Raw genomic sequence first — 25,019 nt, 5'->3', positions numbered from 1 at the left:
GTATTGTAATTTAATTAATTTGAACAAGTTGTTTATTGGCAACTATAGATTTTCCGTTTACTACAATTGTTAAATCCTGATCTCCATCTACTGTAAAAGTCGTTTCATTATGATTGACAGCCACTTTCAGAATTTGATTTCTAAAGTTAATTTTAAAGGAATATCCTTTCCATTCTTTTGGAATTTTCGGGGAAAAATGAAGCTGGTCATTTGTAACACGCATTCCGCCAAAACCTTCCACGATACTCATCCAGGTTCCGGCCATAGAGGTGATGTGGCAGCCTTCTTCCACTTCCTTGTTGTAATCGTCTAAGTCTAAACGGGAAGTTCTTAGATAGAACGTATACGCCATATCCATTTTGTCTAAAGCGGCAGCCTGAATCGAGTGCACGCAAGGCGAAAGCGAACTTTCATGAACCGTAAAAGATTCGTAAAACTCAAAATTACGTTTTAATTCTTCCTTAGAGAAATGACTTTCGAAGAAATAAAAACATTGTAGTACATCGGCTTGTTTGATATAAGGCGAACGTAAAACGCGATCCCATGACCATTTTTGATTGATTGGACGCTGAGAACGATCCAGATCTTTGACAGGAACTAAATCCTTGTCTAAGAAACCGTCTTGCTGCAAATAAACTCCTAATTCCTTAGAGGTTGGGAAATACATATTGTCAGCCACTTTTTTCCATTCCTGAATTTCAGCAGCCGAAAGAGTTACTTTTTCTATAATGCGTTTGTGGTCTAAAGGATATTCTGAAGCCACTTTTTTAATTTGTTCTGTGGCATAATCAATACACCATTTTGCAATATAATTGGTGTAGAAATTATTGTTGATGTTGTTTTCGTATTCGTTTGGACCTGTAACGCCCAGAATTACATATTGGTTTTTGTCTTTAGAAAAAGAAGCTCTCTGGTGCCAGAAACGCGCAATTCCGATTAAAACTTCCAAGCCTTTTTCAGGGATATACGAGTAATCTCCGGTGTAACGGTAATAATTGAAAATAGCAAAAGCGATCGCACCATTTCTGTGGATTTCTTCGTGTGTGATTTCCCATTCATTATGGCATTCTTCCCCATTCATGGTCACCATCGGGTAAAGTGCAGCGCCATTTTTGAAACCTAAATTATCCCTGGCATTTTCAATTGCCTTGTCTAATTGATTGAAACGGTACGTTAATAAATTACGGGCAACCTGCTGATCTTTCGTCGCCATGTAAAACGGAATACAATACGCTTCAGTGTCCCAATAAGTAGATCCACCGTATTTTTCTCCGGTGAAACCTTTTGGTCCAATGTTTAATCTACTGTCTTTTCCTAAATAGGTCTGGTTTAACTGGAAGATGTTAAAACGAATTCCCTGCTGCGCTTTTACGTCGCCATCAATCGTAATATCTGACATTTCCCAAATTTTACTCCAGGCGTCAATTTGATTTTGAAATAAAGTATCGTATCCTAAATGTAAGGCTGCTTTAATAACTTTTTCGGCAGCGGTTAACGTATTTTCATGATTTAAAGAAACGGTATAGCCACCAATTTTCTGAATGGAGGAGGTTTGGCCTTTTGCGATAATAGTCCCGTATGTATACTGAACCCTGTCGGTTGTTGAATCGATTGTTGAAGGGGAAATGTTTACATTTTCTCCGTTTGCAAAAATCGTATTGTGCATGAAGGTGGTCACTTTAAAATGCGTTTTAAAAGTCTGCGCGGTTACAAAAGCTTCATTGGTGCCTTTTTTAACTTCTAATGGCTCCCAGAATTTTTCTTCCCAGTTCGCATCTTCATTCGTTACGCCTGCATCTACGTAAGGTTTGTAAACAATTTTGGCATCTTTGTTTAAAGGGGTAATATCAAATTTGATTACACCCGTTTCATCCAGGTCTAAAGAAAGAAAACGACGAACGTTTACGGCGATTTCAGTTCCGTTTTTCATCACGGCTTCAAAAGAACGATTGTACCATCCTTCTTTCATATTCAGTTCCCTGCGGAAATTTCTAACTTCGGTACATTGGTGTAAATCCAGATTTTCTTCGTTGATTTCAACGTCAATTCCAATCCAGTTTGGTGCATTTAATACTTTTGCAAAATATTTCGGGTAGCCATTTTTCCACCAGCCCACTTTGGTTTTGTCGGGATAATAAATTCCGGCAATGTAACTTCCCTGAAAAGTTTCACCGGAATAGGTTTCTTCAAAATTGGCACGTTGTCCCATAGCACCGTTTCCGATACTAAAAAGGCTTTCCGACGATTTTACTCTTTCAGAGTCAAATCCTTCTTCTATGATGGACCAATTGTCTGGTTTTATATAATCTTGATTCATTTTTCAAATTAGATAATATGGCAATTTGATAATTAGATAATTGCCTTGGTTTTTAATAACTTTTTCACATTAGATAAAACAGAAATAATAAGCTAATTAGAGAATTTGTCGATAAGATCATTATCTCATTGACACATTTTCTAAATTATCCAATTAACTGCTCTATAAAGCTCGAGTCGATTTCTGTGAAATCTTTAAAAATATAATCAGCTTCATGTAAAATTGTTTCCTCACCAATTCCTACACTCACCATTTCTCCTATGTTTGCTGCCTGAATTCCGGCAACTGAATCTTCGAACACTATTGCATTTTCGGGTTCAATGTTTAATAATTGAGCCGCTTTTAAGAAAACTTCCGGATCCGGTTTGGCATTGGTGACGTCATTTCCGTCTACAATAACATCGAAATACGAAAGGATTCCGGTTTTTTCAAGGATTGGTCTGGCATTTTTACTCGCAGAGCCCAACGCAATTCCCTGATTTTTTTCTTTCAATAGTTGCAGAATTTTAAAAACTCCGGGAAGAATCTCGCTTTCGTCCATATCAACTAAATAAGATAAATAATCTTCATTTTTCTGAATCAGCCATTTGTCTTTGTCTTCCTGCGAAGCCTGAACATTTCCCAATTCAAGAATTATATCTAACGAACGTACACGGCTTACACCTTTTAGTAATTCGTTATTTTCGTGTGTAAAATTTATGTTTAAGGCCTCAGCGATTTTCTGCCAGGCTAAAAAATGATATTTGGCAGTATCAACGATTACGCCATCAAGATCGAATATGAATGCTTTTTTGTTCATTATAAGGGGGATTCTTATTTATGATTTTTGTACAGTATCATCTACATCTTTTACTTTGTAGACTAAAAGAGCGGCAATTAAAAAACTAATCCCACTTGTAATTAAGGCGTAGATTGCATCGCCATTATAAAGGTATTTTACAATTGGACCTCCAATAAGTGCATTTACAATTTGTGGAATAACGACAAAGAAGTTGAAGATTCCCATGTAAACTCCCATCTTTTTTGGAGCAATTGATCCTGCAAGAATAGCGTATGGCATGGCCAGAATACTAGCCCATGCGACTCCAATTAAAATCATTGGTAATACAACCCAGTCTTCATTTGGCATGAAATAAATAGAGATTAATCCAATTCCTCCAATAATTAAAGAAAGTGCATGAGTAGATTTTCTTCCAATTTTTTTAGCGATGTAAGGCAGGAAAAACAGTGCGATAATAGCAGAAACTAAGTTATAAACTCCAAATAAAATCCCAACCCAGTCTCCGGCGTCCTGATATTGCTGACTTGAAGTGTCATCTAAAGGTAATCCGTAAATGTGATGCGCAATGGCGGGAGTTGTAAAAACCCACATTCCAAATAATCCAAACCAGGAAAAAAATTGTACCCAACTCAACTGACGCATTGTTGTTGGCATTTTTGCAAAGTCTGTAAAAATGTCTGTAAGTTTTGATTTTTCGTCAGAAGGAACGTCGACTTCACTTTGAGGATCTTCAAAATTGGCTAATTCTTCAGGTGAATATTCTTTTGTTGTAAAAAGTGTCACCAGAATAGAACCTATTAAGACGGCTGCTCCAATAATAAAAGATAATTTTAGATTTAAAGGAATGCTTCCAGGAGCGGCATTGTTTGAAATATGAAAATATTTCGTTAAAACATAAGGCAAAGCTGACCCAATTACGGCTCCAAAACCAATTAATGAAGTTTGAATACTAAAACCTGCAGTACGCTGATCTGTTCTTAAATTATCACCAACTAAAGCGCGAAACGGCTCCATGGCAATGTTGAAAGAAGCATCCATAATCATTAACATTCCGGCTCCAACCCATAAAGCAGGCAAAACTGAAATGAAAATATTAGCTTGTGGCATTAAAATTAATCCAACTGAAGCTAAAATAGCACCAACCAGAAAAAAGGGTTTTCGTCTGCCGAAACGTCCCCAGGTTTTATCGCTGTAATGACCAATAACGGGCTGAACTATTAATCCCATAAGAGGAGCAATAATCCAGAACCATGAAAGTTCATGTACGTCGGCACCAAAAATTTGAAGAATTCTGCTGGCATTTGCATTCTGAAGTGCAAATCCCATTTGTATTCCTAAGAAACCGAAACTCATGTTCCAAATTTCCCAGAAACTTAATTTACGCTTTTCCATTATCGTAATTAAAAAATTAATTAGACGATAAGCGCTTTGCTTATCAAAACTTACTTATTTTTTCGAAGTAAAAGTAAAAGCTTTGAGCAGGCGTAAAAGTATTAATTATTTTTTAAAATAGCCTAACAAAAAAGCCATAAATATTATTTACGGCTTTAGAAAACGTTGATTTTAAGATTTTTAGTCAGTAGATTCTCTTTTTATTAAATGAGTTTCAATGACCTCGGTAGTATAATTTTCGTTTTCTTCGTCGTCGTCATCGTGTTCGGCTTCCAGTCTTTCGATCAGCATTTTAGCCGCTTTATTTCCCATTTTTTCACCGCTCTGGCTCACTGTCGTGATACTTGGAGTCGAGTATTTAGAGATAATTCCGTCTGTAAAAGCAATTACGGCCAGGTCTTCGGGAACTTTAAGGCCCATTTTACTGGCTGTTTTGATAATGGTAACGGCAAAAAGCTCGTTTACAGCAAAAACGGCATCAAATGCCCTGTCGTGTAAAAGCTGACTGATGGTGATTTCGCAGGTATCGACATCTTCAATTTTAATAATTAAATCTTCATTAAAAGGTAATCCGTTGTCCAGTAAGGCTTTTTCGTAACCGTCAGTACGTAATTTCCCCACACTTACATAGTCAACAGTTGTTACCAGGGCGATCTTTTTTCGGCCATTATCGATTAAACTCTGAACGGCTTCGTAGGCAGCAGCTTTATCATCTATAATTACTTTGTCGCATAAAATATCGTTGGTCACACGATCGAACATGACCACCGGCATTCCCTGATTGATGACTTCGGTAATGTGGTGAAAATCACCTTTATACTGGGTTTCTTTAGAAAGAGACATGATAAAACCATCGATACTTCCGTTGGCCAGCATTTCCATATTTAAGACTTCCTTGTCAAAAGAATCATCCGATAAACAAATCACAACACTGTAGCCATTTTCATTGGCCACCTGTTCGATTCCGTTGATTACGGTAGAGAAAAAATAATGTACAATTTCCGGAATGATAATACCAATACTTTTCGTTTTTCGATTTTTTAAACTAAGGGCGATATTGTTCGGCTTGTAATTGTAATACTTTGCAAAAGCCTGCACTCTTTCGCGTGTTTCTTCGCCGATTTCAAGACTGTTTCGTAGTGATTTTGAGACAGTTGAAATCGATACGTCAAGTTCCCTTGCAATCTGTTTTAGGGTTATTTTACGTTTCATATACTAATTTGAAAAAAATCTAATTGTTAATAAAGGTATCTAATATTTTTATAATTGATAATTTTTGACTTAAAAGATTACAAAAAATAGAAAGTTTTCAACACTATCACGTTTTCGTAACCCTATTAAAATTGTAAGTCGTTGAGCATGTTAATAAATTCCTAATTTTGAAATTCGAAGTAAAATTAAAAACTAAACTAACAATCAAAAACTCAAACTAATTTAAACAAAAAGTATGAAAACAATTTACAAAAAGTTGTTATTTTTATTCTTACTGTTACCGTTTACAGTACTAGCTCAAAGTACTTTAAAAGGAACAGTTGCCGATCTGGCAACGGGACAACCAATTCCGGGAGTAAATGTAAATGTACAAGGTGCTCCGGGCGGAACATCAACAGATTTTGACGGTAAATTTCAGTTATCTAATGTAAAAAACGGAGACAAAATTATTGTTTCGTTTATTGGGTATAAAACGTCAACTGTAACGTATAATGGCCAACAAACATTAAGTGTTTCCTTAGAAGAAGATACCAATCAGCTTAAAGAAGTTGTGGTGCAAGTAGGTTATGGTACTGTTAAGAAAAAAGACGCGACAGGATCTGTATCACAAATTTCTGCTAAAGAATTTAATAAAGGAATTAACGTAACTCCGGAAAGTTTGATTAGCGGACGTATTTCAGGTGTAAATGTTGTTGGAGGAGGTTCTCCTGGAGCCAAAGCGGATATTAGAATTCGTGGAGGATCTTCATTAAACGCTTCTAATGAGCCTTTAATCGTTTTAGACGGACTTCCTTTAAGCAACGCGGTTCCAAGTGGAGCTACAAGTATTTTGTCTACAATTGACCCGAATGATATTGAATCATTTACAGTTCTTAAAGATGCTTCTGCTGCTGCCATCTACGGATCAAGAGCTGCAAATGGTGTAATTGTTATTACCACTAAAAAAGGATCAAAAGGTGCTGTAAAAGTGAATTTCAGTTCTCAGATTGGGGTAAATACAGTAGCCAATACAGTGGATGTAATGAGTGCTGATCAATACCGTGAACTGGTAAATACAAAAGGTACTCCGGCGCAACAAGCGTTATTGGGTACTGCCAATACAAACTGGCAAGATGAAATTTTCCATACTGCCTTAACAACAAACAACAATATCTCTGTAAGTGGTTCTTTATTCAATAAATTACCGGTGCGTTTATCTGTTGGAAATGTTGATAATCCTGGAATCCTTAGAAACACTTCTTTTGAAAGAACTACGACATCGATATCGTTAAATCCGGTTTTGTTTGATAATCATTTAAAAATTGACATTAGCGGAAATTTATCTTTTGGTAAAAATCAATTTCAGGACGAAGGTGCTGTTATCGGAAGTGCTATCGGATTTGATCCAACGCAGTCCGTTTACGAAGCAGGTTCCCGTTACGGAGGTTATTTCGAATGGTTAGAGCCTACAGGAAATTTACCATTATTGCCGGCAAGAAACCCTGTTGCAAGATTAAACCAGGATAACAGAAGAGCAACTTCTACAAGAAAATGGGGTAATGTAAGATTAGATTATAAACTGCATTTCTTTGAAGATTTAAGAGCTGTTGTTGAAGCAGGTATTGACAGATTTGACAGTAGCGGATTTACTGAAGTAAGTACTCAAAGTGCTTTAGGATATCAGCCAAAAGCGTTTAGTGATCCTGCTTACGTAAATTTAGGAAACTATTCAAGCTATACGGATGCACTTCAAAACAAAAACTTAAATGCTTATTTTAATTATACTAAAGATTTAGGAAAAATTAAAATTGATGCGACTGCAGGTTATAACTACCAGTTGTTCCAAAAAGAAAAGTATTCTTCTGGTGAGACAAGACAGCCAAATCCAAATGAGGATGTTGCTACGGATCCGGATGTTAACTTACAATCTTTCTTCGGACGTTTGAATTTAGGGTATGACAGCAGATATTTACTTACTTTAAATTACAGAAGAGACGGAACTTCCCGTTTTTCTGAAGATAATAGATGGGGTAACTTCGCAGGGGGTGCTTTTGCATGGAACCTGTCTGAGGAAGCTTTCTTAAAAGATAATGCTACTTTTTCAACTGTAAAATTAAGAGTTGGTTACGGTACAACAGGTCAGCAGGATATTTCTGCTCAGTACGATTATTTACGAAGAGTAACTTTAGGAACCATAAATTCTCAGTATGTTTTTGGTAATACTGTTTATTCTACTGCGAGACCTGAAGGATATAACGAAAATATCAAATGGGAAGAATTGGCTGAGATGAACGTAGGTATTGATTACGGACTCTTCAACGACAGAGTTACAGGATCTATTAACTATTTCGATAAAAAATCAACCGATTTATTAGCAGATATTGCAGTTCCTGATGGTGCCAACCTAAGAAACCAGGGTTTCTTTAATATTGGTAGCGTAAGAACAAAAGGGGTTGAGTTTAGTATTGCTTCTGATATTGTTAAAACGGATGATCTGACCTGGAATGTAGCATTCAATACGACTTACATTGACCAGAATATTTCTGAATTAGGAATTACAGTTCCGGGTTTTCAGGGGTATTTAACCGGAGATAATATTGCTGGTGGAAATGGAAATAAAATCCTGATTAACTCAGTAGGATATGCGCCAAATTCATTTTTTGTATACGAGCAGTTATATGATGCCAATAAGAGACCAATTGCAGGAGCTTATGTGGATAGAAACGCGGATGGCAAAATTGATGCGGGTGACCGTTACAGAGCTGGTAAAACGGCACCGGATTATACTTTTGGTTTGTTCTCTACTTTAAACTACAAAAAGTTTGATTTTACAATGAACTGGAGAGCAAGTGTAGGAAACAAAATTTTTGATAACGTAAGTTCTAACTTAGGATATTCCGATGCAGGATTAAGAAGACAAACTGATTTATCTAACGTAAGCTCCGATTACTACAATACCGGATTTACTTTTGAAGATAACGGAACATCACGTTATTTGTCTGATTATTTTGTAAAAGACGCTTCTTTTATCAAATTAGATAACGTTACACTTGGATATACTTTTGATAAAACAATCATAAAAAGTGCTTCTTTAAGATTTACAGCAGGTGTTCAGAATGTTTTCATTCTAACGAAATATGACGGTTTAGATCCTGAAAAATTCAACGGAATTGATAATAATGTTTACCCAAGAGCGAGAACTTTCCTGTTTGGAGTAAATGCCAATTTCTAATAGTAGCTTGAAAATCAAAAATTTAAAAACAAACAAAATGAAAATATCATTTAAATATATATCTTATTTTTTCCTATTCGTTTTAGGATTAAGTATGACGCTTACTTCGTGTACGGACGATTTAAACGTGACGCCAAAGGATGATGACGAATTTTTATCTGAGACCTTTTTTCAGGATCCGGCATCTTACAAACAAGTACTGGCAAAATTGTACGCAGGTTTGTATGTAGGTGGAAATGATGGTGATGGTGATGCTTCTCAACCAGGAAAAAATCCTGATATTGCAGGACTTGGAGGTGACTTTAGCAGTTACTTAAGATTACTTTTCGTAACACAGGAATTTTCTACAGATGAAGCAATTATTGCCTGGGCTGATGGTACTTTACCAACTCTTAATTCTCAGACATGGGCTCCGGCAAATGAATTTCTGGAAGGAACTTTCTCAAGAGCGTTTTATCACATTAGTCTTGCCAATGAGTTTTTAAGACAAACTACTGATGATAAATTAACAGCAAGAGGCGTTGATGCCAACCTGAAAACGGATATTGCTAAATTTAGAGCTGAAGCACGCTTTTTAAGAGCTTTCTCTTATTATAATTTAATGGATTTGTTCGGAAATGTGCCAATTACTACAGAAAATGATCCTGTTGGATTCTTTTATCCGGTGCAAAAATCAAGAGCGGAAGTTTTTGCTTTTATTGAATCTGAATTAAAAGACATTGACAATACTTTAGCTGCTTCGGGACAAAATGAATATGGCAGAGTAGATAAAATAGCGGCCAAATTTTTATTGGCACAAATTTATTTAAATTCTAAAGTATATACAGGTGTAGACAGAAACAATGAAGCGGCTACATTATGCAGTGAAGTCATTAATTCAACATATGCTTTTGCAGATGTTCCTTACCGCTATTTATTCTCTGCGGATAATAACAGAAATGGTGCTGAAAAAGAATTTATATTTCCAATTGTTGGAGATGGTAACGCCATTAGAGCAACTGGTGGAGGAATGAGTTTTATCATGCACGCTTCTATCGGAGGTAGCATGGATGCTGCTTCAAGAGGTATGGATGGTGGATGGCAGGGAATCAGAACTCGTAGAGAGTTTGTAAATCTTTTCCCTGACGAAACCGGAACCGGAGATAAAAGAGGTACATTTTATACAGCTGGTCAGTCAAAAGACATTAATAATGTTGGAACTTTTACAGACGGTTATGCTGTAACAAAGTACATCAACAAAAATTCTGATGGTACTGCTGCTCAAAGAAATGATATCCCGGATATTGATTTCCCAATGTTCAGACTAACGGATGCGTATTTAATGTATGCTGAGGCAACTGTAAGAGGAGCATCAACAGGAAATATTAATACTGCTTTAGGGTATATCAACCAAATTAGAACAAGAGCTGGTGCGCAAACTATTACAACGGCTCAGTTAACACTTGATTTCCTATTAGATGAAAGAGGAAGAGAGTTGTTTTGGGAATGCCACAGAAGAACTGATTTGATTCGTTTTGGAAAATTCACAGGCGGATCTAAAATCTGGCAATGGAAAGGTGGTTCTGTAAATGGTAATGCTACTGAGTCTTACAGGGATTTAATGCCAATTCCTGCAAGAAACATTCAGGCAAATCCAACCTTGAAGCAAAATCCGCAATACTAACATCTTATAAAATATTAAAATGAAAAATAGTTATAAAATTTTAATCGCATTTATTGGTGTATTGCTGGTTTCATGTAATGCTGATGATGTAGAAAACAGACCTGTTGTTGATGCAGGAACAGCTCCTGTATTATTAACACCATTAACTGGTTTTAGTATCGTGCTCTCAAAAGAAACCGGGAAAGATATTGCTACAACAGTAACCTGGAATAAAGCAACCTACACGGGACAGCAAACCGTAGTAAATTATACTATTCAAATTGCAAAAGCGGGAACTAATTTTGCAAATCCAAGTACGGTAAGTAATACTACAGCGAATTCAAAAGAATTGACTGTTGAAGAATTAAATTCTGCAGTACTTAATGGAGGTTTTACGCCATATCAGTCGAATGATGTTGATGTTCGTATTAAATCTGTTGTAGGAGCCACAGGTCTTCCTCAATATTCTAATGCATTTACAATTAAAGTAACACCTTATGCTGCCTGGGCTAACTGGGGTCTAATTGGTTCTGCAACTCCTAATGGATGGAATGATCCGGACACGGATTTAAATTATGATTTGGCTACTAAAAAATATTCTTATGTGGGACCATTAATAGTAGGAGAAATTAAGTTTAGATTAGATGATGGCTGGGCTGTTAATTACGGAGATGATGGTAATGACAAGAAATTAGATGCCGGAGGTGCTAATATTCCAATCACATCAGCTGGTAATTATACTGTTATCGTTGATATCGCTAATAAAGAATACACTATTCAGAAAAACTAATAATTTTTGAAATAGTAAAAGGGCTGTCTCAGGATGGCCCTTTTTTAATATAACTAACCAATCAACCACATTATGAAAAAAACTTTACACTTATTTTTCCTTTTGCTGTCGACGGCTATTTTTGCACAACAGCAAACAGTTACGTACTCCATAAATCCGTCACCTTTTGAGGATACGACTTCTATTACTATAACAATTAATGGTTCAAGTATTAATGAAAGTACGTGGAGTGTTAGCGGAAATGCCTTATATCTTTGGTCATGGTCCTATAATGTAAACGATGCCGCTCAAATGGACTCTCCTTCGAACGGTTCCTGGACGGTTTCTAATGAAGCCAGTAAATTCACTTATAATGCCGGAACAGATACCTATACCAAAACTTTTGTCCCGTCTGTATATTTTAATAGAAGCGGAATCGGCAGAATGGGCTTTCTGGTTAAAGCAAAAGACGGATCAGGAGGAAAACAATCTCAGGATATTCTGGTTGAAGTAGGTTCTTTTCAGGCCACTTTAACGGCTCCGACCGAAAATAGCGCCAGCGTTATTGCCTCAGGTTCCAATTTTACTATTTCAGCAACCAATACAAATGGTGCTGCAAGTTATACCCTGAAAGCAAACGGAACGACAATCAATACGAATGCAGGTACATCATCTTATTCCTACTCTCATACTAATATTACAAATAATCAAAGCTATGAGTTAAGTATCGTTCAGGGAGCAACAACTATTCTTAAAAAATTCTCTGTAATTGTAAATCCAAATACGGTTTCAGCAGCAATGCCAGCCGGTTTAGTGGATGGAATTAACTATAATACTGCCGATGCTACAAAAGCGACTTTGGTTCTGGATGCACCTCTAAAAGACTTTGTTTACGTTGCGGGAAGTTTTAACAACTGGCAGCCTTCATCGGCATACGCCATGAAAAAAGATCCAACTTCAGGAAAATTCTGGCTGGAAATTACAGGTTTGGTTTCCGGAGTAAACAATACCTATCAATATTGGGTGGTTGATGCAACACCGCTTGCTAATTCGCCTTCTTTGGTAAAAACAGCTGATCCGTATTCTACTTTGGTGTTATCTCCTTATGATGATGCCGGAATTCCTTCAGCTTCTTATCCGAATATGCCGGTTTATCCGACAGGACAAAACTTTGAAGTTACCGTACTTAAAACAGGTCAGACACCTTATAATTGGCAGGTGACTAATTTTACAAAACCGGAGAAAGAGAAACTGGTAGTATATGAAGTTTTGGTTCGTGATTTTGATGCTGCCAGAAACTACCAAAGTTTGATTGACAAAATAGATTATTTTAAAAACCTTAAAATAAATGCGATCCAATTAATGCCGGTAATGGAATTTGAAGGCAACGAAAGCTGGGGCTATAATACCTCCTTTCACATGGCTTTGGATAAGTTTTACGGGACCTCAGAGAAATTAAAAGAGCTGATCGATTTGTGTCACCAAAACGGAATTGCAGTTATTCTTGACGTTGCCTTAAATCATGCCTTCGGAAGAAATCCGATGGTCAGAATGTGGATGAACGATCCGGATGGAGATGGTTTTGGGTCACCAACAGCTGAAAATCCTTATTTTAATACGGTGGCTAAACATACTTATAGTGTTGGGGAAGACTTTAACCACCAATCCCTAAAAACGCAAAATTATGTAGACCGCGTTATCAAACAATGGATTCAGGAATATAAAATAGATGGATTCCGTTGGGATTTGACCAAAGGATTTACACAAGCTTGTACTGCCAGTGATGAATCTTGTACAAACGGTTATCAGCAGGACAGAGTAGATGTTTTGAGAAAATATGCCGATTATTCCTGGAGCCTGGATCCTACACATTACACGATTTTCGAACACTTAGGTTCTGATTCAGAAGAACAGCAATGGGCCAATTACAGAATCACCGAAACACCAAGTAAAGGAATCATGATGTGGGGCAAAATGACAGATCCTTACAATGAATTGTCAATGGGATATGGTGGTAATATTTCAAGAATGACAAGCGGTAGCCATGGTTTTACGGGAAATCGATTAATGGGTTACGCAGAAAGTCATGATGAAGAGCGTTTGATGTATAAAAATGTACAATACGGAGCTTCCAACGGAACTTATAATGTTAAAAACTTAAATACAGCCTTATCAAGAATGTCTGCTATAGGAGCCGTATCTTTATTAGTGCCGGGTCCAAAAATGATTTGGCATTTTGGAGAATTAGGCTGGGATGATTCTATTTTCACCTGTCAGAATGGTTCGGTAAATGATTCCTCAGGAACCATTTCGGGAGATTGTAAATTAGACACCAAACCACAGCCTCAATGGGTTGAGAATTGGCTGGGTGATTCAAGCAGAAATAAAATCTATAACGATTGGGCTAAAATGATTACACTAAAAACTACGGAACCGGTATTTTTGGGAACACCTACAATTGCTAATGCAAGTTCATCAAGTGTCAACATAAAAATCACCAATGCAAATTTAGCGGCAACGCAATTAAAAGATGTATTGATTCTGGCCAACTTTGGACTTACGGCTCAAAATGTTGCTACAGGTTTCCAATACACCGGAACCTGGTATAATTTAATGGATAATACCAGTATGAATGTTACAGATGCTGCAGCTCCAATAAATATTCCGGCTGGAGAATACCGAATTTACGGTAACAAACAGGCAAGTTTAGCAATAGCTGATTTTGAAAAAGGGAATACGGTAAATCTGTATCCAAATCCGGTTTCAGATTATTTTACTTTAAATGTAAGTACAGCAAAAGTTCAGATTTACTCCGTTTCGGGTCAATTGGTAAAAAGTTTTGTAACGAATGGAAATGCAGATTTTCAGTTTTCGGTAACAGATCTGGAAACAGGATTGTATCTTGTTAAAGCAGTTGATGAAAACAATAAAACACAAGTGATGAAATTCATCAAAAAATAATAGTTTGTTAGTAATGTAAAAGGGCTGTCTGTAAATAGACAGCCTTTTTATTTTTGTGCTTTTACTACTTTATTTCTTTTCGTTGTATTCTCCAATAACGGCAAAATAACCAAAAGTTCCCAATCCCAGAACAATTAAAGGAGTCAGGATAAAAAGGATTATAATCCCGAATACAAGATCATCTTGTTTGTCTGACAGCAGTTTTGGTAAACCGAATTCAAAAACGCAAAAATACGCAGCTGCAATTGCCAGTATCACCCATAGAACACCTAAAGTCTGTTTGATTGTATTCATTTTATTAAATTTAAAGGTGATTAATTTTGTTTTTATTATCAATGTAAATCATTCCAATTATAAAGGATACCGAAGCAATAATAATAGGATACCATAATCCTTCCAGATAAAAATCAGCTTTTCCTGTTTCTTTGGCATGTGTTACAAAATAGGTGGATATTGCAGGAAGCAATCCTCCAAAAATTCCATTTCCAACATGATAAGGTAAAGACATAGACGTATATCTGATTTTGGCCGGAAACATTTCTACCAAAAATGCTGCAATCGGTCCGTATACCATAGTAACAAATAAAACCTGAATGAAAACCAGTAGAATCAAGGCCCACTCATCATTAGAATTAATAGTGATGGAGACGTTGGTCTGGGCTTCTTTCTTATTGTTAAAAGCCGTTCTCTTCTCTACATACGAAGTTCTGTCAGTGTAGGTTTTTGAAATTGTGGTGATTACATCGTTATTTTTTGTTGTTGCTGAGTTTTGACTTCTTTTTTCTACAATTTCAGTTTTGGTACTTACATCTGTAGTAGTATACATTGCTTTATAAATAGGTCTGTACAATAAAATGGCAAGCAGCATTCCGCCCATCATAATGTATTTTCGTCCGATCTTGTCGCTCAGCCACCCGAAAACAATAAAAAAAGGAGTTCCTAATAATAAAGCAATTCCAAGAAGTTGATCAACTTGCGAGGAATCGATGTTCATTACTGTTTTCATGAAGCTCATGGCATAGAATTGCCCGGTGTACCAAACCACACCCTGTCCCATGGTAGCGCCAAATAAGGCCAGTAATACAAACTTCAGGTTATATCGATTGCCAAAACTTTCTTTTAAAGGATTTTTACTTGTAGTACCTTCTTTTTTTGCTTTTGCAAAAACAGGAGATTCGTCCATGTTTTTTCGAATCAGATAGGAGACTCCAACCATAACAATAGAAACCCAAAACGGTACGCGCCATCCCCAGGAATCAAAGTCTTCAGCTGACAGCACATTTTTTGTGGCTAATATGACCATCAAAGAAATAAACAAACCTACAGTTGCAGTGGTCTGAATCCAGGAGGTCCAATATCCTTTTTGTCCCTGGGGAGCATGCTCGGCAACATAAGTGGCTGCTCCGCCATATTCTCCGCCAAGAGCAAGTCCTTGCAGTAAACGCAGGATAAGTACCAGTAACGGCGCTAAAAAGCCTATCGTTTCATAACTGGGAATACAGCCGATTAAGAACGTCGAACCACCCATTAATAATAAGGTAGCCATAAAAGTATATTTGCGGCCAATGATATCCCCAAGTCTTCCAAAAAATAAAGCACCAAAAGGACGAACTACAAATCCGGCGGCAAAAGTGGCTAAAGTGGATAAAAAAGCTGCAGTCGGATTATCAGTCGGAAAGAATTTGGTGGAGATTACGACGGCCAGACTTCCAAAAATATAAAAGTCATACCATTCTATCATAGTCCCCATTGAAGAGGCCGAAATTACTTTCCAAATGCCTTTTGTAGAATTTTTACTCATAAACTGTCTTGTGGTTTTAATAATAAATGAAATCATAAGGTATCATTTCACGAATATATGAGATATTTTTTTATTTAGTTAATACTTTTTTAACAAAAAGACATTAATTTAAAACAAGTGTGTTTTTAACAGTAATAAACCTTGTTAAAATTATAATAGGAGGAAGTAAAATTTAATTTAAATGCAAGGGTACAACGTAAAAACGCAAAGGTTCACAAAGCTTAAGCTAAACTTAGCTCTCGATAGCTATCGGGATTGCGTAAATCTTAGCGTTCTTTGGAATCCGCACCTTGTCATTTCGACGTAAGGAGAAATCACAATAGAAGCTCCGTTCCTCAAATCGCCAATCTTTGTCGAATTGCAAATGTGATTTCTCCTTACGTCGAAATGACAAAATGATTTAAGTATTTAACAGTAAGAAGTCCACAAAGGTTTAACTATACTTTGCTCCCGATAGCTATCGGGATTGTGTAAATCTTAGCGCTCATTGTGGTAAAACTTTCAGAAAAATATTAAAAACAAAAAAACCGAATCCCGAAGCCTCGGGACTATTCGGGTTTTAACGGTGGCGCCTCCAGTCCCGAGGCTTCGGGAGAATCAGGGACAAATTATGATTTTCTTTTAGAAAGAATATCTTTTAAGATAGAAGGATCATTAATTACTTTATTATTAAAGATTTTGCTTTTCATTCGTTTAATGAATTTTTCCAAATAATGCATTTGTCAAAAGATATTAAAAACAAAAAACCCGAATATTTCTATTCGGGTTTTAACGGTGGTGCCTCCAGGGATCGAACCAGGGACACATGGATTTTCAGTCCATTGCTCTACCATCTGAGCTAAGGCACCGTGCTGATTGCGGGTGCAAAGATAGAATCATTTTTCGTTTATCCAAAACATTTTTTAAAAAAAATCAATTCGTATCTTTGCATTTATAAAAAAGCAAACATGATTTTAACTGTTGATGTTGGTAATACCAGAATTAAAGCTGCTGTCTTTGAGGGAAGTACTGTTGTTGAAAATTTTGTTTTTGAGAAAAATGAGCTTGAAAAAAAAATTAAAAAAATTTTAAAAAAATTTCAAAATTGTTCCGATTTGGTCGTTGCTTCGGTCGGAAATATCGAAAAACAGTCTTTTTTGGCTTTCGAAAAGGAACTCAATATTCATTTTTTAACGCATGAAGATGTTTTTCCCTTCAACAATAAATATGCAACCCCAAAAACGTTAGGAATTGACAGGATGGTTTTGGCTGCCGGCGCCACTTTACAGTTTCCAAAACAAAACAGATTAGTAATCGATGCAGGAACTTGCATTACCTACGATTTTATCGACGAAAAGGATAATTATCTGGGCGGAGCAATTTCTCCGGGTTTGCGATTGCGTTATGAAGCTTTGCATAATTTCACGGCCAGACTGCCTTTGCTGACTCTGGAAGGTCCGGAACACTATATAGGAAATTCCACAAAAGAGGCTATTCACTCTGGTGTTGTGAATGGGTTCGTCTATGAGATCGATGGTTTTATCGATGAATATCGGGCAAACTTTTCAAATTTTATAATAATTTTAACGGGTGGCGATGCAGATTTTTTGGCTAAACGATTAAAAAATACCATATTTGCCAATTCAAATTTCCTTTTGGAAAGTTTGAGCCAAACATTTCAATATAAAATCGACAATGATTAAAAAAATTATAATAAGTACCTGTTTACTTATATCGTTCGTTTCATTCGCGCAACAAGGTACTGCTTCACCATATTCCTTCTACGGAATTGGAGATGTAAAGTTCAAAGGAACTCTTGAATTCAGGTCTATGGCAGGTGTTGCAGTAGAACAGGATAGTATACATTTGAATATTGAAAATCCGGCAAGTTATGCCAGTTTGGGGCAAACGACTTTTTCTGTAGGGGGAACTTTTGGAACTTCTAAGATAAAAACAGAAGGTGAAACTTCAAAAGCACAAAGAACAACTTTTGATTATCTGGCAGTGGGAATTCCTATGGGAAAATTCGGTGCAGCATTTGGTCTGGTTCCTTTGTCGGCTGTAGGATACAGAATTGCAAATGATAATACTGATGTTCCCGGAGGTGTAAGTAGTCAGCTGGAAGGAAAAGGAGGCGTTAATAAAGTGTTCTTTGGTTTAGGATATAAAATTACGCCTAAATGGAACATTGGAGCAGATGTGCAATATGATTTTGGTAAAATTACAACCACCAGTATAGAGCTTGTAACAGACGTTCAAAATGCGACCAGAGAAGAAAATATTTCTAAAATATCCGGTGCTACTTTTAACATTGGTACCATGTATCAAACGAAGATTTATAAAAAAATGAATTTATATACGAGTTTGAGTTACAATTTTTCCGGTAATTTAAATTCAGATAATACCAGAACTGTCCAGGTTGACGGTGATGCTGCTTCTTATACTTATCCTGTTGTTGCAACCGAATTGAAATTACCTGGTAAATTTACGATTGGCGCTGGTATTGGAGAGGCCAGAAAATGGTTAATCGGTACTACATTGGCTTTTCAGGGAGATGGAAAACTTAATAACCATTACAATACAGTAGACAATGTGCGTTACGAAAATTATGCCAAATATGCTATTGGAGGTTATTATATTCCCAACTACACTTCGTTTTCAAGTTACTTTAGCAGAATCACATACAGAGCAGGTCTTAAATATGAAAAAATTGGTTTAGTAATAAATAATGAATCAGTTAATGATGTTGGGATGAGTTTAGGTGCAGGTTTGCCGATTACAGGATCTTTTTCAAATGTGAATTTTGGAGTTGAGTTTGGTAAAAGAGGAACTACTTCTTCAGGTTTGGTTAAGGAAAATTATCTGAACTTTAGTATAGGTTTTTCTTTCAACGACAAATGGTTCGTGAAAAGTAAATTCAACTAAGCAGAACTTAATGTTTTTTTAAGCTCATTACAATTTACTACATTTGGCAAATGAATTTACCAAAGAAATATATAATAACCATTGTCACAGTTCTAGCTGTGACAATGTTTTTTGGGTGCGAAAGTAATTTTAAAGAAGTTCAGAAAATTAACTTCTCAGAGTTTGTTCCCGGAAGTGACGCAGATACCGTTAATATAAAATACACAGATTCCGGACGCATAACCGGAGTACTGATCAGTTCAAAAATGCTGGATTATTCAAATCTTGACTTCCCGTTTACAGAATTCCCAAAAGGTATTGATGTCACCTTATATGATAAAAAACAAAAGCGTACTTTTATCAGATCGAATTATGCTGTTTCGTATAAAGAAACCGGAATTATAGACCTGCAGGGAAAAGTAAAAATCACTTCAGAAACAGGTCAGATGCTTGAAACAGAACAGCTGTATTTTGATCAGAAGAACGAATGGTTTTATACGGAAAGAAAATTTAAGCTTACCGATGCAAAAGGAGTTTCTTACGGGCAGGGAATAGATTTTAGTAAAGACTTTAAAGTGATCAATTCACAGCGAATAACAGGCGAATTAGAAGCCGAAGAATAAATACACAGATTATGGGTTACTTAAAATATACACAATACGTTTACATATTGTTTGCGGTTTTTTTTATTTATGATGGAATTATAAAGCTAAATGAAGGAAATGATACTTCAACTTTAAGTTTCATAATTGCCTTCTTAGCCGTTTTTATGTTTTTCTTCAGAAGAAAATATGCTAAGAAGTTTGACGATCGTAACAAAAAACAATAAAAAATGGAGATTAGTATTATAATACTATGTTTAATACTATCAGCCTTTTTTTCAGGAATGGAAATAGCTTTTATTTCCTCTAACAAAATTTATCTTGAAATAGAAAAAAAACAAGACAATTTTGTTTCCCAAATTCTGACCAGACTTACCGAGAATCCTTCCAAATTTATTGCCGCAATGCTTATTGGTAACAATGTTGCACTGGTGGTTTACGGGTTTTTTATGGGTGATCTTATTCTGGCTCAGCTCCTTAAATTTGGATACCATTTTTCGGATCTTACCAGTTTATTGATTCAGACCGCTATTTCTACCTTTATAGTTTTAATAACAGCAGAGTTTTTTCCGAAAGTCTTTTTTCAAATTTATGCCAATTCATTTATTAGGATTTTTGCCATTCCGGCCTATCTCTTTTACCGTTTGTTTTACTATATCTCGACTTTCTTTATCTGGATTTCTGATTTTATTTTAAGGAAATTTTTCAAAACAGAAGGAGATCAGGTGCAGTTGTATTTTAGTAAAATAGAACTGGGTAATTATATCACAGAGCAAATGAGCTCTGTTGAAGACAATCAAGAGGTAGATTCCGAAATTCAGATTTTTCAGAATGCTTTGGAGTTTTCAGGTGTAAAAGCGCGTGATATTATGACGCCCCGTACGGAAATTGTCGATATAGATTTATTTGACAGCGTTGGGGAACTTAAGGATTTGTTTGTAGAAACCGGCTATTCTAAAATTGTAGTGAGCCAAAACTCGCTCGATGATATTGTGGGTTATGTGCATTCTTTTGACTTGTTTAAAAAGCCGAAAACCATTAAATCTGTTTTGATGACTGTTGAGTTTGTTCCGGAAACCATTTCGATAAAAGATGCCCTGAACCTGCTGATTAAAAAAAGGAGAAATGTAGCTGTTGTACTCGATGAACACGGAGGAACTTCTGGCATAATAACCATTGAGGATATTGTAGAAGAGCTTTTTGGCGAAATAGAAGATGAGCATGACTTAGACGAAGAACTGATAGAGCAGGAGTTAGGAGAAGGTAAGTATTTATTTTCGACCCGTCTGGATGTGGAGTATTTGAATGAAGTCTATAAGTTGGGTATTCCTGAAGAAGATTCCTACGGGACTTTAGGAGGTTTTATTGTGAATTCAACAAAAGAAATTCCGCAAATAGGGGAAGAAATCGTTATTGGTCGCTACTATTTTGTGATACAGGAAGCGACAAACAAGAAAATTGAATTGGTAAAAATGACTATAAAAGAGTAATTTTTTTAGTAATTAAAAAAAAATGTGCAAAATAAAACACTAGTTGTATTGTTATTAACTAGATAATTGTATTTTCGCAAACTGAATATAAAAATTAACGACAATAAAAATGGCAGTTTTAGCAAAAATCAGACAGCGTTCCGCTTTATTAATAGGAGTTATTGCACTTGCATTATTTGCATTTATAATACAAGATCTATTCACTAGAGGGACTTTCGGTCAAAGTTCAAAAGATGTGGGAAGCATCGATGGAAAAGATATTTCATTTGAAGACTTTAGAGTTAAAGTTAGTAATGTTGAAAAAAGCGGACAAGGGATTTCTTCTACTGAAGCTGCAAACAGAGTTTGGGATCAGGAAGTTTCAATCGCTTTATTGTCATCTCAATTTGATAAATTAGGATTAAGAGTCGGTGAAAAACACCTTTTGGAGGTTTTAAAAGCAGATCCGAATATTGGTAAAAATCCAATGTTCCTGAATGCAGCCGGTATGTTTGATATCGCTAAATTCAAGGAGTACTTTAAAACAAATCCTGAAGCAGCACAATATATTTCTGAGAAAGAAAAAGATGCTACATTAAATGCAAAATTTCAAATCTACAATACATTAGTAAAATCAGCACTTTATACAACGGCTAGTGAAGGAAAACTGAAATATGAAATGGAAGCGAACAAAGTAAACTTTGCTTATGCTGCCGCATTGTATTCTTCTATTAAAGACAGTGACGTGAAAATTTCTGATTCGGATATTGTGGATTACATGAAGAAAAACGAGAAGAAATTCAAAGCAGATGAAACTCGTGAGATTCAATATGTTTTAGTAGAAGACAAAGCGTCAAAAGAAGACGAAGCTGAAATCAAAGCTAGAATCACTGCATTATTATCAGGAAGTGTTGTTTACAACGCAAAAACTGGTAAAAATGATACTTTGCCGGGTTTCAGAAATGCAACTAACATTGCTGAATTTGTAAACTCAAATTCTGATATTCCTTACGATTCTACCTACGTGGCTAAAAATAATTTACCTGCAGTTGACGCTGATAAATTATTCAGTTTAGCTCCGGGTGAAATCTACGGACCTTATGTTTATGGTAAATACTACTGCATTTCTAAATCTCAGGGATTTAAAGCAGGAGTTAATGCAAAAGCAAGTCACATCTTAATTGGATATACAGGGTCTCAGACTCCAAACACAAAAGAAAAAAGAACTAAAGAAGAAGCTAAAGCAAAAGCAGAAGAAATTCTGGCTCAGGTTCAGGCTAATCCGGATAGTTTTATGATGCTGGCTTTTACAAGCTCTGATGATTCATCTGCACAACAAGGTGGTGATTTAGGATATTTTGGCCCAAACCAAATGGTAAAACCATTCAATGATTTCGTATTCAGTAACGGAATTGGTAAAATTGGTTTAGTTGAAACTCCTTTCGGATTTCATATTATCAAAATCACGGATAAACAAGACGGAATTCGTTTAGCGACTATTGCTCAGAAAATTGAGCCTTCTGAAGCTACTTCTGATAAAGTATTTACTTTGGCTACCAAATTTGAAATGGAAGCTGCTGATAAAGATTTTGCTGCTACAGCAAAAGAATTAGGTTTAAAAATTGCTGCACCTGTAACGGCAAAAGCAATGGATGAAGCGTTTGGTCCTCTGGGAAACCAACGTAACATTGTAAGATGGGCATTTGACAAAGAAACAAACAAAGGGGATGTAAAAAGATTTGAGCTGGCTAATATTGGGCACGTAATTGCACAATACAAAAGCGAAAACAAATCAGGTTTAGTATCTGTAAGTTTGGCAAGACCTTATGTAGAGTCAATCTTAAAAAACAAGAAAAAAGCAGAAATGCTAAAAGCTAAAATGACAGGTTCAACCCTTGAGGCAATTGCTAAAAGTGCTGGTGTTGCTGTTCAGCAAGCTGCTGACGTAACTATGGACAATCCGGTTCTTCCTGGAGGAGTAGGACAAGAGCCAAAAGTTGTAGGTAATGCATTTGCTTTAACTGCAAATAAACTTTCTGCTCCAATTGAAGGAAATACAGGTGTTTATGTTGTTAAAAATATTAGTGTAGTAAAAGCTCCGGCGATTGCTAATCATGCTGAATATGTTGCAAAAGTAAAAGCGCAAAGTGCATCTGATGCAAGCAGAATTTTACCAGCGTTAAAAAACAATGCAAAAATTGAAGATAACAGATTACAATTTAACTACTAGTTTTTAATGTAGTACTTAAAATAAAATAGACAGCCCGAAATGTTCTTTTGAATGTTTCGGGCTTTTTTATTTCTATTTATTTGAGGGTTTTCATTTGTAATACTTATCACTCAGATTTTATTTAATTATATAGGAATAATAGAAATACAATCTAAAAAATTTGGGTTTTTCAAAATATTAATGTTAATTTGTCTGAATTTTTGTTTTAGCAAATGGTCTAAAACATTAAACAGGTTCAATAAATAAAAGAGACTATGACGAACAAATACTTTAATAATCAAGTGTTTAATGATTTTTATGTTTAAGTTATTTAAAAAGAAACCCAGAGTATATTCCAAAATTGAAAATCATATTTTTGGAATCATCACTGAACTATTAAAAGTGGGTAGTACCGACATTAATTGTGATGAATTGGGAGGGAAGTATTATTTAAGCAACGAAGAACAGCACTTTAAAGTAACTATACTAGGACACGATAATGTAATCAGATTGACAAACACTCGTGATTCTGTTGCTGAAAAATACGACAAGATTTTTGTGGAGGATGTTTTAAAAGCTGTAAAAGAAGAAAAACACCGGAGAATGGAAGTAGTCTACGATTCTATAACCAACAGTATAGAAAAGATGGCAGAGCGTTTACATAATACGCTTATTGAGTCCAATTCCTCTGTTGATCCGAATGAGCAGGAAAATCAGATAGTCCGGCGACTCGAGACGAAACATGATAAAAACAAAAAAGTAAATTATTAAAAGGCTTTTTATTTTAAAATAGAAATGATTTACCTACAAAATCATCTCATTATACGAAAGAATAGTTTCATAGCCCCTTGAAACGAAATAGTCCTTCGGATTTTCTTTCGAAATTGCCATTATAAAATCGCCCCCCCAGGCTCCAAGACTCTTAACGACACCATTAAAATCAGGAAAAGCAATCTCTTTTATAGTTTTTATTTCTAAGATCGTACTTAAATGAATTTCATGTTTCTCGATAGCAGAAGCAAATTCCTTTATTGTCTTAGCATTGATAACAGCAGCTGTGATTTTATCATTCGTCGCAATATTTTGTGCTAAATGTTCATTCTTGTTGTTATAATAAGCATTGATCGCGGCTTTACTGCTTTGTTTTTTATTAAGATAAACAAAGTGAATGTGATCTCTAAATTCAGGATTAAAATTAATAAGGTCTACCGTTGGGAAATTCTGATCCAGACGATATACAATAGGAGTATTGTTTTGTGCGCAGGCAATGTCATAACCACTACCGCCAAAGCTGTTTTTAAGCAATGTAAAAGCGTCAATTTTACTCCATTGTGCAATATTGTTCAATAAAGTAGAGGAAGTTCCCAGCCCCCAGTTTTTGGGAAATGTAAGCGCTGTACTTACCTTATAACCTTCTGAGGAATCAATAAAATCAGGATTCAGAAGATAAGCTTCATGTAAAATATTGATTAAAGTCTTTTTTACATTTTCGACTTTAGGGCCGTCATTGTTTATAATCTCAGTAAAAGTAATCGTGTCTTCAAACCAGATTTGTTGATCAAAATCAAAACTTTTCCATTGAATCTGGTGTTCAGAATCGTTCTCCACGATTAAATTCTGACCAAATTTCGTTGGTAATGCAAGCGCTTCAGCACCATCTAAAACGAGATATTCGCCTGTTATTAAAAGTTTTCCGTTACTGTAATAGGTTGTCTTCATGCTTCAATTTTAAAATATATTCCAATTCCGAAGCCTCAGGATAAATTCCAA

18 protein-coding genes and 1 tRNA gene are annotated in these 25,019 nt (G+C 35.8%); 11 read left to right on the top strand and 8 right to left on the bottom strand.

The genetic code is table 11. The features are described from left to right. Positions 1 to 10 precede the first annotated feature (10 nt). From HAV12_RS21945 to HAV12_RS21930, 4 genes are all read right to left on the bottom strand, one after another. Positions 11 to 2,317 (bottom strand): glycoside hydrolase family 65 protein, encoded by a 2,307-nt coding sequence (locus HAV12_RS21945; protein ID WP_171571465.1) that lies wholly within the window; start codon positions 2,315 to 2,317, stop codon positions 11 to 13. A 145-nt stretch (positions 2,318 to 2,462) separates the two neighbouring features. Next, positions 2,463 to 3,116: a beta-phosphoglucomutase gene (gene pgmB, locus HAV12_RS21940; RefSeq protein ID WP_171571464.1), complete on the bottom strand. Its 654-nt coding sequence runs from the start codon at positions 3,114 to 3,116 to the stop codon at positions 2,463 to 2,465. Positions 3,117 to 3,134: 18 nt separating this feature from the next. Then, on the bottom strand, positions 3,135 to 4,490 hold the full coding sequence (locus tag HAV12_RS21935; RefSeq protein WP_171571463.1) for an MFS transporter: 1,356 nt from the start codon (positions 4,488 to 4,490) through the stop codon (positions 3,135 to 3,137). Between the two features lie 180 nt (positions 4,491 to 4,670). Continuing rightward, entirely contained in the window at positions 4,671 to 5,702 is a 1,032-nt protein-coding gene (locus HAV12_RS21930; RefSeq protein ID WP_171571462.1) for a LacI family DNA-binding transcriptional regulator, read from the bottom strand. Between the two features lie 235 nt (positions 5,703 to 5,937). Between HAV12_RS21930 and HAV12_RS21925 the strand changes: the two genes are divergently transcribed. The 4 genes from HAV12_RS21925 to HAV12_RS21910 all read left to right on the top strand — a co-directional run bounded on the left by HAV12_RS21925 (position 5,938) and on the right by HAV12_RS21910 (position 14,285). Next, a complete protein-coding gene (locus HAV12_RS21925) occupies positions 5,938 to 8,913 on the top strand; it encodes a TonB-dependent receptor (RefSeq protein WP_171571461.1) in 2,976 nt (991 codons plus the stop codon). A 37-nt stretch (positions 8,914 to 8,950) separates the two neighbouring features. After that, positions 8,951 to 10,576, top strand: a complete 1,626-nt coding sequence (locus HAV12_RS21920) for a RagB/SusD family nutrient uptake outer membrane protein (protein ID WP_171571460.1) — start codon at positions 8,951 to 8,953, stop codon at positions 10,574 to 10,576. Between the two features lie 19 nt (positions 10,577 to 10,595). Next, positions 10,596 to 11,345, top strand: coding sequence for a SusE domain-containing protein (locus HAV12_RS21915; protein WP_171571459.1), 750 nt, complete (start codon positions 10,596 to 10,598; stop codon positions 11,343 to 11,345). Positions 11,346 to 11,417: 72 nt separating this feature from the next. After that, positions 11,418 to 14,285 (top strand): alpha-amylase family glycosyl hydrolase, encoded by a 2,868-nt coding sequence (locus tag HAV12_RS21910; RefSeq protein ID WP_171571458.1) that lies wholly within the window; start codon positions 11,418 to 11,420, stop codon positions 14,283 to 14,285. 69 nt (positions 14,286 to 14,354) lie between these two features. Here HAV12_RS21910 and HAV12_RS21905 read toward each other — a convergent pair whose 3' ends face one another. The 3 genes from HAV12_RS21905 to HAV12_RS21895 form a co-directional block, all read right to left on the bottom strand. Further along, a complete protein-coding gene (locus HAV12_RS21905) occupies positions 14,355 to 14,579 on the bottom strand; it encodes a DUF6814 family protein (RefSeq protein ID WP_171571457.1) in 225 nt (74 codons plus the stop codon). A 10-nt stretch (positions 14,580 to 14,589) separates the two neighbouring features. Further along, positions 14,590 to 16,086, bottom strand: coding sequence for an MFS transporter (locus HAV12_RS21900; protein WP_171571456.1), 1,497 nt, complete (start codon positions 16,084 to 16,086; stop codon positions 14,590 to 14,592). Positions 16,087 to 16,861: 775 nt separating this feature from the next. Beyond that, a tRNA-Phe gene (locus HAV12_RS21895) sits at positions 16,862 to 16,934 on the bottom strand. Between the two features lie 99 nt (positions 16,935 to 17,033). Between HAV12_RS21895 and HAV12_RS21890 the strand changes: the two genes are divergently transcribed. The 7 genes from HAV12_RS21890 (at position 17,034) to HAV12_RS21860 (ending at position 24,020) form a co-directional block, all read left to right on the top strand. Then, positions 17,034 to 17,768, top strand: a complete 735-nt coding sequence (locus HAV12_RS21890; protein ID WP_171571455.1) for a type III pantothenate kinase — start codon at positions 17,034 to 17,036, stop codon at positions 17,766 to 17,768. Continuing rightward, the gene (locus HAV12_RS21885) at positions 17,761 to 18,990 is read left to right on the top strand and encodes a hypothetical protein (protein WP_171571454.1); all 1,230 of its coding nucleotides are present in this window, start codon (positions 17,761 to 17,763) and stop codon (positions 18,988 to 18,990) included. The genes HAV12_RS21890 and HAV12_RS21885 overlap by 8 nt, the downstream gene beginning before the upstream one ends. A 50-nt stretch (positions 18,991 to 19,040) precedes the next feature. Then, positions 19,041 to 19,592, top strand: coding sequence for an LPS export ABC transporter periplasmic protein LptC (gene lptC, locus HAV12_RS21880; protein ID WP_132032097.1), 552 nt, complete (start codon positions 19,041 to 19,043; stop codon positions 19,590 to 19,592). Between the two features lie 11 nt (positions 19,593 to 19,603). Then, the gene (locus tag HAV12_RS21875) at positions 19,604 to 19,798 is read left to right on the top strand and encodes a hypothetical protein (RefSeq protein WP_132032095.1); all 195 of its coding nucleotides are present in this window, start codon (positions 19,604 to 19,606) and stop codon (positions 19,796 to 19,798) included. Between the two features lie 3 nt (positions 19,799 to 19,801). Beyond that, the gene (locus HAV12_RS21870) at positions 19,802 to 21,061 is read left to right on the top strand and encodes a hemolysin family protein (protein WP_171571453.1); all 1,260 of its coding nucleotides are present in this window, start codon (positions 19,802 to 19,804) and stop codon (positions 21,059 to 21,061) included. 109 nt (positions 21,062 to 21,170) lie between these two features. Continuing rightward, entirely contained in the window at positions 21,171 to 23,270 is a 2,100-nt protein-coding gene (locus HAV12_RS21865; RefSeq protein WP_171571452.1) for a peptidylprolyl isomerase, read from the top strand. Between the two features lie 297 nt (positions 23,271 to 23,567). Continuing rightward, positions 23,568 to 24,020 carry a hypothetical protein gene (locus HAV12_RS21860; RefSeq protein ID WP_171571451.1) on the top strand — a complete coding sequence of 151 codons (453 nt, stop codon included), beginning with the start codon at positions 23,568 to 23,570 and terminating at the stop codon, positions 24,018 to 24,020. A gap of 33 nt (positions 24,021 to 24,053) precedes the next feature. Here HAV12_RS21860 and HAV12_RS21855 read toward each other — a convergent pair whose 3' ends face one another. Further along, positions 24,054 to 24,968 carry a GYDIA family GHMP kinase gene (locus HAV12_RS21855; protein ID WP_171571450.1) on the bottom strand — a complete coding sequence of 305 codons (915 nt, stop codon included), beginning with the start codon at positions 24,966 to 24,968 and terminating at the stop codon, positions 24,054 to 24,056. Positions 24,969 to 25,019 lie beyond the last annotated feature (51 nt).

The organism is Flavobacterium sp. CLA17, from assembly GCF_013112255.2.
Taxonomy (GTDB): domain Bacteria; phylum Bacteroidota; class Bacteroidia; order Flavobacteriales; family Flavobacteriaceae; genus Flavobacterium; species Flavobacterium circumlabens.
Note: the sequence above shows the minus strand (reverse complement) of the source record. Positions and strands in the feature narration are given on the sequence as shown.